This is a genomic window from Micromonospora sp. WMMD736, assembly GCF_049179015.1.
Taxonomy (GTDB): domain Bacteria; phylum Actinomycetota; class Actinomycetes; order Mycobacteriales; family Micromonosporaceae; genus Micromonospora.
Map to the genome: position 1 here is coordinate 1,759,620 of NZ_JBMHMI010000001.1, position 16,021 is coordinate 1,775,640.

General features: G+C 71.8%; 14 protein-coding genes. 6 read left to right on the plus strand and 8 right to left on the minus strand.

Annotated features, from left to right (window positions below):
* Positions 1 to 16: 16 nt before the first annotated feature.
* Complete coding sequence (locus tag ACN269_RS07630; RefSeq protein WP_421476219.1) at positions 17 to 808, plus strand: thioesterase II family protein; 792 nt, start codon at positions 17 to 19, stop codon at positions 806 to 808.
* Here ACN269_RS07630 and ACN269_RS07635 read toward each other — a convergent pair.
* Genes ACN269_RS07635 through ACN269_RS07665 form a run of 7 tightly spaced genes read right to left on the minus strand, consistent with a single transcriptional unit; the run spans position 741 to position 6,189 of the window.
* Complete coding sequence (locus tag ACN269_RS07635; RefSeq protein ID WP_421471753.1) at positions 741 to 1,727, minus strand: phosphatase PAP2 family protein; 987 nt, start codon at positions 1,725 to 1,727, stop codon at positions 741 to 743. The genes ACN269_RS07630 and ACN269_RS07635 overlap by 68 nt on opposite strands.
* Before the next feature lie 20 nt (positions 1,728 to 1,747).
* Positions 1,748 to 2,677, minus strand: a complete 930-nt coding sequence (locus tag ACN269_RS07640; RefSeq protein WP_421471754.1) for a phytanoyl-CoA dioxygenase family protein — start codon at positions 2,675 to 2,677, stop codon at positions 1,748 to 1,750.
* Positions 2,678 to 2,687: 10 nt separating this feature from the next.
* Positions 2,688 to 3,989, minus strand: a complete 1,302-nt coding sequence (locus tag ACN269_RS07645) for a beta-ketoacyl-[acyl-carrier-protein] synthase family protein (protein WP_421471755.1) — start codon at positions 3,987 to 3,989, stop codon at positions 2,688 to 2,690.
* 1 nt (position 3,990) lies between these two features.
* Positions 3,991 to 4,548, minus strand: a complete 558-nt coding sequence (locus ACN269_RS07650; protein ID WP_421471756.1) for a beta-ketoacyl synthase chain length factor — start codon at positions 4,546 to 4,548, stop codon at positions 3,991 to 3,993.
* Positions 4,545 to 5,660, minus strand: a complete 1,116-nt coding sequence (locus tag ACN269_RS07655; protein WP_421471757.1) for a beta-ketoacyl-[acyl-carrier-protein] synthase family protein — start codon at positions 5,658 to 5,660, stop codon at positions 4,545 to 4,547. The genes ACN269_RS07650 and ACN269_RS07655 overlap by 4 nt, the downstream gene beginning before the upstream one ends.
* The gene (locus ACN269_RS07660; protein ID WP_421471758.1) at positions 5,657 to 5,899 is read right to left on the minus strand and encodes a hypothetical protein; all 243 of its coding nucleotides are present in this window, start codon (positions 5,897 to 5,899) and stop codon (positions 5,657 to 5,659) included. Before ACN269_RS07660 ends, ACN269_RS07655 begins: the two co-directional genes overlap by 4 nt.
* A 2-nt stretch (positions 5,900 to 5,901) precedes the next feature.
* Positions 5,902 to 6,189 (minus strand): acyl carrier protein, encoded by a 288-nt coding sequence (locus ACN269_RS07665; protein WP_421471759.1) that lies wholly within the window; start codon positions 6,187 to 6,189, stop codon positions 5,902 to 5,904.
* Between the two features lie 15 nt (positions 6,190 to 6,204).
* Between ACN269_RS07665 and ACN269_RS07670 the strand changes: the two genes are divergently transcribed.
* The gene (locus ACN269_RS07670) at positions 6,205 to 6,834 is read left to right on the plus strand and encodes a 4'-phosphopantetheinyl transferase family protein (RefSeq protein WP_421471760.1); all 630 of its coding nucleotides are present in this window, start codon (positions 6,205 to 6,207) and stop codon (positions 6,832 to 6,834) included.
* A gap of 43 nt (positions 6,835 to 6,877) precedes the next feature.
* On the opposite strand, the gene ACN269_RS07675 is transcribed toward ACN269_RS07670, so the two are convergent.
* Entirely contained in the window at positions 6,878 to 8,299 is a 1,422-nt protein-coding gene (locus ACN269_RS07675; protein WP_421476221.1) for a class I adenylate-forming enzyme family protein, read from the minus strand.
* A 200-nt stretch (positions 8,300 to 8,499) separates the two neighbouring features.
* Here ACN269_RS07675 and ACN269_RS07680 point away from each other — a divergent pair, with 200 nt between their 5' ends.
* From ACN269_RS07680 to ACN269_RS07695, 4 genes are all read left to right on the plus strand, one after another.
* Positions 8,500 to 9,669: an MFS transporter gene (locus ACN269_RS07680; protein WP_421471761.1), complete on the plus strand. Its 1,170-nt coding sequence runs from the start codon at positions 8,500 to 8,502 to the stop codon at positions 9,667 to 9,669.
* 83 nt (positions 9,670 to 9,752) lie between these two features.
* On the plus strand, positions 9,753 to 11,366 hold the full coding sequence (locus ACN269_RS07685) for an FAD-dependent oxidoreductase (protein WP_421471762.1): 1,614 nt from the start codon (positions 9,753 to 9,755) through the stop codon (positions 11,364 to 11,366).
* Positions 11,367 to 11,632: 266 nt separating this feature from the next.
* The gene (locus tag ACN269_RS07690; protein ID WP_421471763.1) at positions 11,633 to 13,987 is read left to right on the plus strand and encodes an AbfB domain-containing protein; all 2,355 of its coding nucleotides are present in this window, start codon (positions 11,633 to 11,635) and stop codon (positions 13,985 to 13,987) included.
* Between the two features lie 548 nt (positions 13,988 to 14,535).
* A complete protein-coding gene (locus ACN269_RS07695; protein WP_421471764.1) occupies positions 14,536 to 15,936 on the plus strand; it encodes an endo-1,4-beta-xylanase in 1,401 nt (466 codons plus the stop codon).
* The last annotated feature ends 85 nt before the right edge of the window (positions 15,937 to 16,021 follow it).

Below are 16,021 nucleotides of genomic sequence, written 5' to 3' on the forward strand. Positions count from 1 at the left end.
GGGAAGCGAGATGTCAATGCTGATAGATCACGTCCTGGTTGCCGAAGAAGCACGAGATAACGGCCGTTCAGGCCCGCCGTCGTTGACGGTGTTCGGCTTCCCGGCCGCCGGTGGTTCCGCGTCGCATTTCACCAGCTGGAGGCGATGGCTGCCGGCCGAAGTGGTCGTGGAGCCGGTGGAGCTGCCCGGGCACGGCGTCCGCCGGCAGGAGCCGGTCGTCGACGACTGGCCCCGGCTGGTGACCGCCGCGTGCGACGCGGTGCGCGGCCGGCTGTCGGGTCCGTACGCCCTGGCCGGGCAGAGCTTCGGCGCGCTGCTGGCGTACGAGGTGGCGGCGACGCTGTCGCGCACCGGCCCCGGCCCCGAGCTGGTGATCGTCACGGGGCGCAACGGGCCCACCGCCGGTCTCGCCCACCGCCCCCTGCACGCGTTGGACGACGACCGGCTGATCGAGTCGCTGGGACGTCTCGGCGGCACCCCGGCCGAGGTCCTCGCCGAACCGGCGCTGATGCGGCTCGCCCTGCCGGTGCTGCGGACCGACCTGCGGCTGGCGGAGACCTACGCCCGGCCGCCCCGGGCGGCGTTGGGGTGCCCGATCGCCGCCCTGGTGGGCCGCCACGATCGGATGGCCGACGCGGCGGGCGCGCTGGCCTGGCAGCAGGAGACGGTGGACCGCTTCGACCTGACCGTCGTGGACGGCGGGCACTTCATCCTCGACCACCCACAGGTCGTCGAGGTGGTTACGGCGCGAATGACCGAGCTGCTTCGGCGGGTGGGTCGGTCCGGGGCCGGTACCACCAGCGGTTGACCCGTCCGGCCACCACCACCGCCAGTACCGCGAGAGCCGTCCCGGCCAGCAGGTCGACGGCGTAGTGCTTGCGCAGGTACAGCGTGGACAGCAGCAGCCCCAGGCCGATCGGCAGGTACCACCAGAACAGGCGACGGGCGTCGCGCCACAGGTAGACCATCAGCACCACCGTCATGGCGGTGTGCAGGCTGGGAAAAAGATCCCGCGCCGGTCCCTGGACGGCGGTGATGGCGTCCAGCGCGCCGCCGATCGATCCCTCGTGACCGGGGAGCGGGTCGGCGTAGACGTCGGTCTGGTAGATGTGCGGACCCACCCCCGGCACCAGCACGTAGCCGGAGTAGCCGACGACCGCGGTGATGGAGATCGCGAGCGCGAAGTCGTGGTACTCGCGCACGTGGCGGCCGCGCAGATACGAGAAGATGGCGTACGCCCCCTGGGACAGGCCGTAGCTCAGATAGCAGATCGCCATGAACAGTGTGAGCGCCGGTGAACCGAGGGTGTCGTTGAGCCAACGGCTGACGTCGCCGCCGAAGACCGCGCGGTCGAACTCGATCAGCGCGGGGTCGACCAGCGGAAAGTCGAGCTCCGGGGTGATGGCGCGCAGACTCGAGTAGATCACCAGGCAGGACAGGAACGGCACCGACGTCCTGGCCACCCCGCCGACGAGCCTGGCCAGCCTCGCCGGACCGTCCGCCCGTACCGCCGCGCCGGACGCGGCGGCACGCCTGCGCCGCGCCAGGGCGAACCCGGCGATCAGCGCGCCGACCAGCACGGCCGACGCGGCGATCAGCGCCCAGGAGACCGCGCCGGTGACGAGGGCGAGCCCGACGACCAGCGTGAGGGCCACCGCGAAGAGGCACTCCTCCGGCCACAGCAGTGGATCGCGCCGGCTGTCGCCCCGGTCCCGTGCGACTGCCACGGGCCGGGGCGTGCCAACGGTCATGCCTTCTCGCTCTGCGGGGTCGAGGAGCGCCAGAGGACCGGGCAGAACTGCGGGTCGCTGTAGTCCGGTAGACCCGCCTCGTTACGGCGTACCAGGGAATCGTGGTTGTAGACGACGAGGTCGCCGTCGGAGCGGTGGAACCGCCGGTACCGGTTGTCACCGTCCTGCAGGTGCAGGGAGATGGCACGCCGGGGGCGCGGACTCCGGTTGGCCCCACTGCCGTGGTACGTACGGCAGTGGTGGAAGCTCATGTGGCCCTTGGGGATGTGCATCGGGATCTTGTTGACCTGAGCGCCGTTGTACTCGGCGTTGCTGACGAGCAGTTCCTCGAGCTCGGAACGGTCGCGCTCGGCGAAGTGCCGGGTGGTCTTGTCGTCGCCGCCAACCTCCTTCCAGGTGTGGCTGCCGTCGACCATCGTGATGGTCCCCATCTCCTCGGTGCACTCGTGCATCGGGATGAAGGCGGTCAGCATCCGCTCGGAGGTGCACGTCTGCCAGTAGTGACGGTCGAAGTGCCAGGGCACGATGTTGGTCGGCTCGCCCGGGCTCGGCGGCTTGAGGATCAAGGTGCTCTGGAACACCCGGATCTCGGCCGCCTCCGCCAGCCGCGCGGCGACCGCCCCGATGATCGGCTTGCGCAGGATCGCGGCGATCTCGTCGCTCTCGTAGTGCACGTAGTCGTTGTGTCGTTGCACGTCGCCGTGCTCCGGCTCCCAGTAGGCCAGCTTCGCCGGCCGCCGGGGCAACCGCCGGTCGCGGTGACCCGCGTAGAACCGCTCGCTGGCCGCGACGAGCGTGTCCACCTCGTCGTCGGTGAGCAGCTTCTGGCTGAGGTACCAGCCCCGCTCGGCGTACGACCGGACGTCCTCGTCGGTGGGCAGCGCGGCCCGCTCCTCGTCGGTCAGCGTGAATTCCGTCGTTGTCATCGCGCTCCTCTCATGGTTGATCCGTGGTGGTGACCGCCGCCGGGTCCGCCTCCCGGGTCCGCGCCGTGGAGGGCGGACCGAACATCAGGCTGACGTTGTGTCCGCCGAACGCGAAGGAGTTGGACAGGACCGCGCGGGGCCGGACCGGGCGCGCCTGACCCCGCACGTGGTCGAGGTCGCAGGCCGGGTCCGGATCGTCCAGGTTGTGGGTCGGCGGCAGCATCCCGTAGGTGATCGTCAGGGCGGTCGCCGCCGCCTCGACGGCTCCGGCGCTGCCCAGTAGGTGCCCGGTCACGCCCTTGGTGGAGCTGACCGCCGGGGCGTACGTACCGAATGCGGTGTGCACGGCGCGGGTCTCGGCCACGTCGCCCCGCTTGGTGCTCGTGCCGTGGGCGTTGATGTAGTCCACGTCGGTGGGCGCGACACCGGCGTCGGCGACCGCCCGGCGCATGCTCTGCGCGGCGCCGGCGCCGTCCGCCCGCGGCGACGTGGGGTGGAAGGCGTCGGTGGTGGCGCCCCACCCGATGATGTCGGCGTAGCCGGCGACCCCGCGCGCATCCGCGTGGTCGGCCCGCTCGACGACCATGATCCCGGCGCCCTCACCGAGCACGAACCCGTTGCGTCGCCGATCGAACGGACGGCTCGCCTGCGTCGGGTCGGACCAGCCGGTGGCGAGCGCCCGCGCGTTGGCGAAACCGGCGGTGCCGGTCGGCCCGAGCGGCGACTCCGCCCCGCCGCACACGACCACGTCCGCGTCACCGGCCCGGATGAGCCGCAGCGCCTCCGCCACGGCGTGGGCGCTCGCCGCGCAGGCGGTCGCGATGCACGAGCTGTAGCCCTGGATGCCGTACCTGATGGCGATGCGGGCGGCCGCCATGTTCGGGAGGAAACCCGGATAGAGGTACGCGCTGACGGCGGTGCGGCCGCGCGCCTCGCGGGCCTTGGCCTGCGCCTCGTACGTGGTGAGGCCACCCGCTCCGCTGGAGACGACCACGGCGACCCGTAGTGGGTCGACGTCGCGGCCGACCTCCAGGCCCGCGTCGCGCATCGCGTCGTCGGCGGCGGCGAGGGCCATGACCAGGAACCGGTCGGCGGCCAGCACCTCGTTGGCCGGCAACACGGTGGTGGGGTCGATGTCCGGGGCGATCCCGACCACCTCCGTGGCGTCGGCCGCGCCGTGCCCCTCGGGCGGACGCACCAGGCCGGAGCGCCCGTTGCAGATCGCCGCGAAGAAGTCCGCCACCCCCCGCCCGACGGGCGTCACCAGCCCCATGCCGGTGATGGTGGCCGAGGGTCGGGTCGATCCGGTCATGTCAACCGCCTTGTCCGCCGCCGGTCGGCGGCCTGGTCATCTCGTGGTCCGGCGTGAGCAACAGGGCCGTCGCGCCGCAGGGATCGGCCGGGTCGGCGTCGTGTTCGACGACGATCACCAGCGCCTCCGCCGCGTCCCCGTCGGCGAACAGGCCCTCGGCCACCGCCCGGCCCTCGCCGAAGGGATCGCCGGCCGGGCTGAGCGACACGACCGGGCCGGTCAGGGCCCACTCGGTGGCGACGTGGCCGAGGACCGAGTTCGGCACGGATTGGAAGAAGTACATCGGCGACACCCGGCGGCCCCCGTCCACCTCTCCGGCGATGGCCGCCGCGGTGGCCTGGTCGGCGTACGCGCTGACCAGCACGACTGCGGTCGGCCCGACGGCAGCCGGCCCGGTGCGCCGTTGCAGGCAGCGCCCGGCGACGGCCACGACGAGCGGGGGGAACGGTGAGGCGACGAACCCGCGGACCGCGGGTGGTCGGCCGGCGTCACCGGGCTCGGGCCACACCGCGCGGGCCAGCTCACGGACCGCGTCGTCGGCGGTGTCGAGGCCTGTCACACCGCCCCCAGCACCAGCGCGGTGTTGGCGCCACCGAAGGCGAAATTGCAGCTCAGGGCGTACCGGCCCACCATGGCGGCGGGCTCGCGCACCACCCGTACCGGGCACTGCGGGTCCGCCTCGGTGAAACCGGCGTTGACCGGCAGCCGGCCGGCGTCGAGGGCCAGTGCGGTGACCGCGAACTCCAGCAGGCCGGACGCCTCCAGGGCGTGCCCGTGCACGGACTTGGTCGAGCTCACCGGCACCGACTGGGCCGCCGCGCCGAGGCCGACGCCCAGCGCGCTGCTCTCGGCCGCGTCGGCACGTGTCGTGCCGGTGCCGTTGGCGTTGACGTAGGCCAGTCCCTCCGGTGCCACCGCGGCCCGGGCCAGGCCGGCCCGGATGGCCGAGGCCATCCCGGCGCCACCGGGGTCGGGTTGGCAGACGTGGTAGGCGTCACCGGCCCGGGCCCAGCCGGCCAGCCGGGACCGCACCCGCCCGCCCCGTCCCTGTGCGCCGGCCGCCGACTCCAGCACCACGGCGACGACGGCGTCGCCCAGCAGCATGCCGCGCCGGCCGTTGCTGAACGGGCGGACGGCGCCGTCGTCGGCCAGGGCCCGGCCGGCGTCGAAGAGGGCCTGGTGGTCGGCGTCGACGAGGAATCCCCCGGCGACCACGGCACGGTCACACCGGCCCCGGGCGATCATCGAGGCGGCCTCGGCCAGCGCGGTGCTGCCCGCCACGCACGCCGACGTGTAGACCCGCGCGACGCCGCCGAGCCCGCTTCGCCGGGCCACGGTGGCGGCCAGCTCGGCCGGCCCGTTGCCCTCCCCGCCGGCGCGGACCACGCTGGTGCCCGTGCCGGTGGCGAAGTACAGCGGGCACTCGGCGCGCCGGTGTGCCAACCCGGCGTCGTCGCAGGCCTCCGCCACGACGGCGACCACCTCGGCGGTCAGGTCGCCGGTGTCGGCGAGGGTGGCCGCCGCCCGTACCCGGCTGCGGCCCGGGTCGAAGCGACGGACCTCGCCGAACGCGGGTTTTCCGGCCAGCACCGCCGCCAGCAGCGGCGCGGGACCGCGGCCGTGGGCCGTCAGGAGGCCCAGTCCGGTGACCACGACAGTCGAGCGGGTCACTCCGACTCCGCCGCCGTCAGGGTCAGGCGACCGAGGATCTCCGCCGCACCGGTCACCGTGGACATGGCCGCCAACTCGTCGTCGTCCAGGTCGAGGTCGAGGCCGTAGCGCCGCTCTATCTCGTAGACCAGCCGGGCGAGCTCCAGCGAGTCGATGCGCTCACGCGAGGCGTCGACGGTCCGGTAGCCGACGTCGGCGAGGATCGACAGGATCTCGTCGCGGCGATCGCTGTCGCCCACCGTCACTCCACCGAGGTGGCCGGTGCGACGGGGGCGCTGCGCGCCGGCTCCGCGCGCCCGGCCACCTCGGCGGCGAACCGGTCGAGCGTGTAGTCGGCGAGCTTCTCCAGCTCCTCGTCGGTGAACTTGACGCCGAAGGTGTCCTCGACACGGACGGCGAGCTCGGCGACGGCCAGCGACTCCAGGTCCAGCCCGGCGGGGCCGAGCACCGTGTCGCCGTTGACGTCGTCGACGTCGTAGTTCATCTGGGCCAGCGCATCGACGATGGACTGGCGAACCTCATCTGACATTGCTTGACTCCTCCCATGGAATGGGTCGTGGTGCGGATTACGACGATCACCGGCGACCCCAGGGACCGGGCGTCGGAGCATCTGGTCGGCACCGCTGCCGACCTGCTCGGCGTGCCGGCCGCCGACGTTGGCGTGGCACGGGACCAGAACGGCCGGCCGAGGCTCACCGGCGCGGCGCGCGGTCTGCACGCGAGCATCAGCCACGGACGCGACGTGGTGGCGGTGGCCGTCTCCGCGGTGACGCCGGTCGGCGTGGACGTCGAGCGCGAACGCGCGCTGCCCGGCGCGGCGTTGGCTCGGCGCTGGATGGCGCCGGCCGACGCCGATTGGCTGACCGACCAGCCGGGGTCGCTGCACACCAGCGCGTTCCTCTGGCTGTGGACCCAGAAGGAGGCCATCGGCAAGGCCCGCGGCACCGGCCTGCGCGGCGGCGGCCTACGGCAACCGTTGGTGCTGCCGACCGTCTGGCCGGACCCGCCGGGGTCGCTGCCGCTGCGTCCCGTGCCCGGCAGTCGGGCCGGGGTGGCCTGCGGCACCCTCGCCGAGGGCCTGGTGCTGGCCGTCGCCGGGCAGGACCGACCGGGCCAGGGCGACACCGTCGGGATCCGACTGCTCATCGACCCACCGGAGGAACCCACGCCATGACGGCCCGTCGGCGGCCGCGCCACACCCGTCCCGTTTCGGGGCGTCATGACGACGTCGGCTCGGCCGACGCGCGCAACACGGCCACGTCGCGCACCAGCTTGCCGCTGGACGTACGCGGCAGCCGCTCCAGGATCTGCCATCGCAGCGGTCGCTTGTACGCGGCCAGGACGTCCTCCAGCGCGGCGTCCAGCTCGCGACCGGTCAACGGCTTGTCGACGGCCGTGTACGCCTCGATGGCGCCGCCGTCGAACGTCACGACCGCCTCGGTGACGCCGGGCAGGTCGAGGATGGCCTGTTCGACTTCGGTGAGGTCGACCTTGAGGCCTCCGATGGACACCTGCGAGTCGAGGCGACCGCGGATCGTGAACAGCCCCGTGTCGGGGTCGAGCGTCGCCGCGTCACGGGTGCGCAGCCAGCCGTCGGACCAGCGGCTCTCGTCGACGAGCCCCACGTACGGCGTGACGGGCCGACGGACCTGAAGCTCACCGTCGACGACCCGTACGTCGATCCCGGGCGCCGGGCGCAGGGCGGGCCGGTGCGCGCCGAACAGGTCGGTGGCGATGACGCCGACCTCGGTCATCCCGTACATGTTGCCCAGCACGGTGTCGTAGCACTCCGCGAAGCGTTCGGGAACGCCGGGCCGGACCAGCTCGCCCGCCGTGGTCATCCGCACGAACTGCGGCAACGGCCCAGCGGGGCGGCCGGCCATCAGCATTTCGAGATGGACGGGCACGCCGATCACCGTGGTCGGCGTGGAGTCCCCCGCGATGGCGCCCAGCACGCCGCCCACCGTCATCCGCTCGGGCAGCGTGAGCGTGACGCGGGCGTGCAGGGCGTAGAGCAGCCCGCCGACCAGACCGAGCACGTGCGCCATCGACGCGAGCAGCACGAGCCGCTCGCCGGGCCGGGGCACGCCGTCGGTGCGCGTGTAGCGTTCGATCTCGGCGACCAGGTCGTCGACGGTGCGGCCGATGACCTTCGACGGGCCGGTGGACCCGGAGCTGAGCTGGATGAGGGCGTGCGGTGTCGACGCCGGCCGACCGGCCGGACGCGCGACGACCGTCTCGTCGACGGTGACGAAGCCGCGCAGCGGCGGAAGCACGGTGTCGACGGGCTGGACGAGGAACTGCGCGCCGACGCGTTCGAGCGCCCGCTCGACCTCGCCGCGCGACAGCCGGTGGTCGAGCAGCGTCACCTGGGCCCCGATCCGCCAGGCGGCGAGCAGGTTGGCCACGTACGCCAGCGAGGAGGGCAGTCGTAGCGCTATCGCGCCGCCCGGGCGCAGCCCGGCATCGATGAGCCGCGCCTGCCGGGAGGCCACCTCGGCGCGCAGGTGCGCCCGGGTGATCGGCGCGCCGAGGACGAGGCAGGTCTCGTTGCCGGGCCCGGCCAGCAGGACGTCGTCGACCCAGCCCGTGCCGTGTGCGGGCAGATCGTGCCGGACAGCCGCCAGCGGCGAATCTATAGTGGACACAAGGCCTCCACGCTGCTCGAACGGCGGGCCGGCTCGACTCGACGGGTATGTACGCGCCGAACGGAGGAGTTTCCTCATCTGATGACATCCCGGTTCGATGAATTATATCGGCGCGGTCTCCACCGTCAAGCGCCCTGGCGACGGTGGCCCCGTCCGTGACGCCCGAGGTGTCGCCGTCCAGGGCCAGGGCCATGCTCGTCACACTGTCCCTGGCCGCGTTCGCGTTCGTCACGACCGAGCTGCTGCCGGTCGGCCTGCTGACCCACATGGCGGCCGATCTCGACCGGTCCCGCTCGCAGGTGGGTCTCCTGGTCAGTGGGTACGCCGTCGTGGTCGTGCTGGCGTCGGTCCCGCTGGCCCGGCTGACCCGGCGAATCCCCCGTCGTCACCTGCTCGGCGGCACGATGACGCTGTTCGCCGCCGCGAACGCAACCGCCGCGCTCGCGCACACGTACGCCATGCTGGCCGGCGCCCGCCTGGTGACCGCCGTCGCCCAGGCGCTGTTCTGGTCCATCGCCACGGCGACGGTGATCGGGCCCTTCCCCCTCGCCGTGCGGGGCCGGGTGGTGGCGCTGTTCGGGGCCGGAGTGACGCTCGCACCTGTCCTCGGCGTACCCCTCGGCACCTGGATCGGTCAGCAGGCAGGTTGGCGCGCGTCGTTCGCGGCGCTGGCGGGGATCGGTCTGGTGATCGCCACCGCGGTGCTCGTCCTCGTGCCCACGTACCCGCCGGAGGCTGGCGGAGCGGCCCGGGGCACCGCACCGGACGGGCGGCGCTTCGCCGTGCTCCTGACGGCCACCGCCCTCGGCGTCGGCGGCTTCATGACCTTGCAGACCTACATCGCACCGTTCCTGCTCGACGTCAGCGGCTTCACCGACGCGGCCCTGACGCCACTGCTGTTCACCGCCGGGGTTGCGGCCGTCGTCGGTACCCTGCTCTCGTCCCGCACCCTGGACGCCCGACCGATCGCCTCGCTGTTGACGGCGCTGAGCATCGGTACGGCCGCACTGTTCGGCATGTACGGACTCGGCGTGCTCCGCCCCGGCGCGGTCGCGTTCCTCGCCGGGCTCGGCCTCGCCTACGCGGCGTTCGCCTCCGCCGTGCAGAACCGGATGCTGCACCTGGCTCCCGGCAGCACCGACATCGCGTCGGCCGGCGTCAGCACCGCCTTCAACGTCGGCATCGCCGGCGGTTCGCTGCTCGGCGGCGTCCTGCTGCCCACCTCCGGGGCACGCACGCTCGCGCTCGTCGGCGCACTGCTGACGCTGGCCGCGCTCCTGCTGCTCAGCCAGGACGCGAGGACGCCCGGCCGGTCCGACAGACGTCAGAAGGCGTCGACGTCCGCGACGCCCCGGCCCTGAACGCCGCCCGATGTGAGTGACACGACGGGGCGAACCCGCTGCCGCTCCGCTCCTCGTCACCACCGGGCACCTACCGTTCGACTGTGCACATCCGAGACGCCGACGGCCCGGTCCTCGACGCGGAGCAGTTCGACCGCCTCGCCAGCTACGGCACCGAGGAGGAGGTCCGCCAAGGCCAACACCTGTACGCCGCCGGCGACAGCACGTACGACTTCTTCCTGCTGCGTACGGCGACCGCCGAGGCGGTCCGCAACGCGACGGCGCTGGAACCCGAACGGTTGATCTACCGGCGTGGACCGGGCGAGTTCCTCGGCGAACTGAGCCTGCTGACCGGACAGCACGTGTTCCTCACGGTCCGCGTGGTGACGGCCGGGACGGTCGTCCGGCTCACCGCCCCCGAGCTGCGCCGCGTGCTCGCCGACCAGGTCGACATCGCCGACGTGCTGATCGAGACCTTCCAGGCCCGGCGCGAGCTCATGCGCGGCGCGGCCGGCAACGCACTGGAGATCGTCGGTCGGCCGCACGTGGCCGAGTCGCTGGAACTGCGGACCTACGTGAACCAGATGCTCCTCCCGCACACCTGGCTCGACGCGGCATCGCTGCCCGGGCGGGCGCTCATGCGGGCAGAGGATGTCGGCGAGGACGACTTTCCGGTCGCGGTCACCGGCGACCGCGTACTGCGTCGCGCCACCCCCGGCACGGTCGCGGAGGCCCTCGGTCTGACCTACGTCGCCACGGCGCGCGATCCCGACCTGGTGGTGGTCGGCGCCGGGCCGGCCGGGCTGGCCGCGGCGGTGTACGGCGCCTCCGAGGGTCTCGTCACGGTGCTGCTGGACGGCACCGGCCTCGGCGGCCAGGCGGCCAAGAGCGCACGCATCGAGAACTACCTCGGCTTCCCCGAGGGTGTCAGCGGTGAGCAGTTGGCCCGGCTGGCGATGCTCCAGGCGCTGAAGTTCGGCGTCCAGATCTACGCGCCGTGCGCGGTGGTCGGCCTCGACGTCGCCGACCAGGGGCGTCCCGTCGTGGAGTTGGCGGACGGCACCCGGATCGGGACGTCCGCGGTCATCGCGGCCACCGGAGCGCGGTACCGACGGCTCGACATCGAGCGGTGGGCGGAGTTCGAGCAGAGCGGCTGCGTCCGGTACGCGGCCACCGAGCTGGACGTGCGCGGGTACGAGTCCCAGCCGGTCGCCGTGTTGGGCGGCGCGAATTCGGCCGGGCAGGCGGCGCTCTCCCTGGCCGCGCGCGGCTGCTCCGTACACCTGGTGGTGCGGGCGGCCGACCTCGGGGCGAAGATGTCGGCGTACCTGACGGACCGGATCCGGGCTCATCCGAGGATCACCGTCCACACCGGCAGCACGCTGCGGGAGCTGCACGGAGAGGACAGTCTGACGGCGATCGTGGTGGCGAAGGACGGTGATCCCATGCGGTTGGACTGTCGAGGGCTGTTCTGCTTCATCGGCGCCGAACCGGAGTCCGGGTGGATGACGGGCATCGCGACGGACGACAGCGGTTTCGTGCTGACCGACAGCCGCCTGCCACCCGGCACGCACGACGCGCCGCTGCCGTTCCAGACCAGCGCCGCCCGCGTCTTCGCGGTGGGCGACATCCGCTCCGGCTCCACCAAGCGGGTGGCGACCGCCGTCGGCGAGGGAGCCGGCGCGGTCTCCGCCGTGCACACCGTGCGGTCCCGCTGAGATCTCCGCGACCTGACCGCGGCCGAGGTACGACGACCGGACCCCACACCACTGGCATCGACGACAGGCAATTGACGGATTGTCCCGAGTGCCTCTATAACGTGGTATGGGTGGTGAGGGGTGTCGATCAGGTCACCGTGACCTGTGCGGGTGGGAATCCCGGCGACACCCGCCGTCCGCGTTCCAGAAGCCACCCGCTGCCCACCGCCCGCGCGCTGCGGGCTCAGCACGCTCGGCCCGCGGCGACCCCGCCCCTCGGAGACGGCATGACACCTCAGGTCCCCGTCCGCCCCACCCTGCCCCTGCTGCTCATCCTCACCCTCGTCGTCGGCGTGTTCGCCGTACCGGCCCGACCGGTGCGGGCCGCGCCGGCCAAGACGCCGCCACTGACCACCCCGTGGACCAGCCAGGCGCTGGCCGGGACGCCCCTGCCGGAGTACCCGCGGCCACAGATGACGCGTCCGGACTGGCTCAACCTCAATGGGGAGTGGCAGCTGCGGCAGTCGGGCACCGATGACACCCCGCAGTTCGACACCGATCTGCCGGAGCGGGTCAACGTACCGTTTCCCGTGGAGAGCGCCCTCTCCGGCGTGCAGCGGGCCGCCAACGACAACCGCAACTACCTGTTCTACCGACGCACCGTCACCGTCCCGCCGAACTGGGCGGGCCGGCGGACCCTGCTGCACTTCGGCGCCGTGGACTGGCAGAGCACGGTCTGGGTCAACGGTGTGCGGGTCGGCGCGCACACCGGCGGCTACGACGCCTTCACCTTCGACGTGACCCCGCAGCTCAAGGGCGGTGTGAACGAGATCGTGGTGAAGGTCTGGGATCCGACCGACACCCGGCAGAACGGCAGTCTTCCGCCGATCGGCAAGCAGACCAAGCAGCCCGGCGGGATCTTCTACACGCCCAGCTCGGGAATCTGGCAGACGGTGTGGATGGAGCCGGTGCCCGCGGCGTCGGTCAGCAGCGTGGACGTCTACCCGAACCTGAGCACCAACACCCTGCGGGTCCGGGTCTTCACCCGAGGCGACGTGAGCGGGCACAGCGTGCTCGCCGAGGCGTTGAACGGGAGCACCGTCGTCGGGTCCGCCACCGGCGGCTTCACCGACTTCAGCGTCCCGGTGCCCAACGCCCGGCGCTGGTCACCCGACGATCCGTTCCTCTACAACCTACGAATTCGCCTCCGCAACCCCAGTGGCGTGACGGTCGACCAGACCACCCACTACTTCGGGATGCGGGAGATCACCACCGGCGTGGTCAACGGGGTGCTCCGACCGAAACTCAACGGCCAATTCGTCTTCCAGGTCGGCACCCTCGACCAGGGCTTCTGGCCGGACGGCCTGTACACCGCGCCGACCGACGCCGCCCTCGCCTTCGACCTGCGGAAGCACAAGGATCTGGGCTTCAACATGGTGCGCAAGCACATCAAGGTCGAACCGCAACGCTGGTTCTACCACGCCGACCGACTGGGCCTGCTGGTCTGGCAGGACATCCCGTCGCTCACCGCGCAGAACATCGACCCCACCGATGCCCAACAGGCGCAGTTCGAGACCGAGGCGCGCGAGATCGTCGACGAGCACCGCAGCTCCCCCGCGGTCGTCGCCTACACGCCTTACAACGAGGGCTGGGGCGAGCGCTCGCTGGCCGACACCCGCCGCGTGGCACAGAACATCAAGAACCAGGACCCCACCCGCCTGGTCAACCCGCACAGCGGCTACAACTGCTGCCAGTCCCTCGGCAACCCCGGCACCGGCGACATCGACGACTGGCACGTCTACCTCGGTCCGGATTCACCCGCGCCGTCGAGCAGCCGGATCGCGGTGCTCGGCGAGTTCGGCGGGCTGGGCCTGCGCACACCGGGGCACGAGTACAGCCCGAACGGGCAGTACTTCGCCTACGAGTGGCAGCCCACCTCCGGTGCGCTCACCGACCGGTACGTCGGGCTGGTGGAGGGCGCGCGGAACCTGATGCTCGGCAAGGGCCTCAGCGCTTCGATCTACACCGAGATCGCCGACCAGGAGGGGGAGTTGAACGGCTTCCTCACCTACGACCGGCAGGTGGTCAAGATGGACCAGGCCCGGGTCCGCGCCGCCAACACCGCCCTCGTCGACGCGTCCAAGGCGATCGGCAGCTCCGCCCCCGTCGCCCTGCCGGTCGACACCCGGCGGTCGTTGCAGGTGACCACCCCCGGCTACACCAACCGGTACCTGCGCCACCAGAACAGCCTGGCGTACACCGAGGTGGTCGACGCCGACAGTTCGGCGCTGCTCAAGAACGACGCGACGTACACCGTCCGGCCCGGCCTGGCCGACGGCGCCTGCTACTCCTTCGAGTCGGTCAACTATCCCGGGCAGTACCTGCGGCACCAGGATTCCCGGGTCCGCAACTCGCCGAACGACGGATCGGCGCTCCTGCGGGCCGACGCCACCTGGTGCGCCCGCGTGGGACTGACCGGAAGCGGTGTGTCGCTGGAGTCGTACAACTTCCGTGGAAAGTACCTCCGGCACTACAACTCGGAGGTCTGGCTCAGCAACGGCGCGGGCGGTGACGCCTACAACACGCCCACCCTCTGGGCGGCCGACAGCACCTGGAACATCGCCGCCCCCTGGGCCCCCTGACCGCGGCGAACCCTCGACCATCGGTGCGGGGCCGGCGAGGAGCCGCCGGCCCCGCAGCCCGTCGCGGCTGCGCCAGCAGCGTGGCCGGCACCGCGGGCAGGGTCCATCGGGGCACCGAGTCCGTCCCGTAACAGCCCCGAAACTACCGGTTGAAAAAGCCGGAAATTTCTGCGAGCCTGAGACATCGATCAGCGTGATCGTCAACATGATCATTTCCCGCATCGGAGGCGCCTCACCCGATCCGCCAGGCCGATCCCACGAGCCACCCGACCACGTCCACCACCGCCCCCACCGCCACCCCTCCGCCGCTGGTCAAGCGGACCACAGTCGCCTGGACAATCCACGCGACCGCCGGCCCGCCCGAGCGACCCCAGCATCGCGACCGCAGCCAGGACAGCAGGGCCACCCACCGAAAGACCGACCGAGTTCTCCCCATCCCCCACCGGAGGATCAACATGGTTTCCCGGCCCCGTCCCACCGGCCGTACCCGGCTACGAACGTTAACTCTTTCCGGAACTGCCGCGATAATTGTCGCCCTGGTCGTATCGATGCTGCCCAACCTGGCACAGGCCGCCGAGACGACCCTCGGCGCGGCAGCGGCCCAGTCCGGCCGGTACTTCGGTGCCGCCGTGGCCGCCAACAAGCTCGGCGACGGCGCCTACACGACGATCCTGAACCGCGAGTTCAACGCCGTCACGCCCGAGAACGAGATGAAGATCGACGCGACCGAGCCGCAGCAGAACAACTTCACGTTCGGCAACGCGGACCGGATCGTCAACCACGCGATCTCCCGCGGCTGGAAGGTCCGGGGCCACACCCTGGCCTGGTACTCGCAGCAGCCGGGCTGGATGCAGAGCATGGAGGGCAGCGCGCTCCGCAGCGCCATGCTCAACCACATCAACCGGGTGGCCGGCTACTACCGGGGCAAGATCTACTCCTGGGACGTGGTGAACGAGGCGTTCGAGGACGGCAACAGCGGCGCCCGTCGTAACTCGAACCTGCAGCGCTCCGGCAACGACTGGATCGAGGCGGCGTTCCGTGCCGCCGACGCGGCCGACCCGGACGCGAAGCTCTGCTACAACGACTACAACACCGACAACTGGACCTGGGCCAAGACCCAGGCCGTGTACAACATGGTGCGCGACTTCAAGTCCCGTGGGGTGCCGATCGACTGCGTCGGCTTCCAGTCGCACTTCAACGCCAACTCGCCGTACAACAGCAACTACCGCACGACGCTGTCCAGCTTCGCCGCCCTCGGGGTGGACGTGCAGATCACCGAGCTGGACATCGAAGGCTCGGGCACGACGCAGGCCAACACCTACCGCAGCGTGGTCAACGACTGCCTCGCGGTGGCGCGCTGCAACGGGCTCACCGTGTGGGGGGTTCGGGACTGCGACTCGTGGCGCTCCGGCGGCACTCCGCTGCTCTTCGACTGCAACGGCAACAAGAAGGCCGCGTACACGGCGACCCTGGAGGCGCTGAACAGCGCCGGCCCCGGCACCACCCCCACGCCCACGACGCCGGGTCCGACCCCCACCGTCTCGCCCACGCCCACCACGCCACCCGGCTCGGCCGGTCAGATCGTCGGCGCGCAGTCGGGCCGGTGCGTCGACGTACCGAACGCCTCGACCGCCAACGGCACCCGGGTGCAGCTCTACGACTGCAACCGGCAGACCAACCAGTCCTGGACGTACACCTCGGGCAAGCAACTCCAGGTGTACGGCTCCATGTGCCTCGACGCCGCCGGCAGCGGCAACGGCGCGGCCGTGCAGATCTACAGCTGCCACGGACAGAGCAACCAGCAGTGGAACATCAACTCCAACGGCACCATCAGCAGCGTGCAGTCCGGACGCTGCCTGGACGTCTGGAGCACCGCCAACGGCGCCCAGATCCAGCTCTACGACTGCCACGGACAGACCAACCAGCAGTTCCGGTACTCGTCCAGCTGACGATTGGCCACACTCCGGGGCGGGCGGGCTCAGCACCTGACGAGCCGGCCCGCCCCTCGTCCTTCCACCACCACCCCCAGGAGGT

What these genes read in the sequence shown, in the direction of transcription:
- ACN269_RS07630 (WP_421476219.1), top strand. Translation starts at nt 17, where the DNA reads ATGCTGATAGATCACGTCCTGGTTGCCGAAGAAGCACGAGATAACGGC.
- ACN269_RS07640 (WP_421471754.1), bottom strand. Translation starts at nt 2,677, where the DNA reads ATGACAACGACGGAATTCACGCTGACCGACGAGGAGCGGGCCGCGCTG.
- ACN269_RS07645 (WP_421471755.1), bottom strand. Translation starts at nt 3,989, where the DNA reads ATGACCGGATCGACCCGACCCTCGGCCACCATCACCGGCATGGGGCTG.
- ACN269_RS07665 (WP_421471759.1), bottom strand. Translation starts at nt 6,189, where the DNA reads ATGTCAGATGAGGTTCGCCAGTCCATCGTCGATGCGCTGGCCCAGATG.
- ACN269_RS07670 (WP_421471760.1), top strand. Translation starts at nt 6,205, where the DNA reads ATGGAATGGGTCGTGGTGCGGATTACGACGATCACCGGCGACCCCAGG.
- ACN269_RS07680 (WP_421471761.1), top strand. Translation starts at nt 8,500, where the DNA reads ATGCTCGTCACACTGTCCCTGGCCGCGTTCGCGTTCGTCACGACCGAG.
- ACN269_RS07690 (WP_421471763.1), top strand. Translation starts at nt 11,633, where the DNA reads ATGACACCTCAGGTCCCCGTCCGCCCCACCCTGCCCCTGCTGCTCATC.
- ACN269_RS07695 (WP_421471764.1), top strand. Translation starts at nt 14,536, where the DNA reads ATGCTGCCCAACCTGGCACAGGCCGCCGAGACGACCCTCGGCGCGGCA.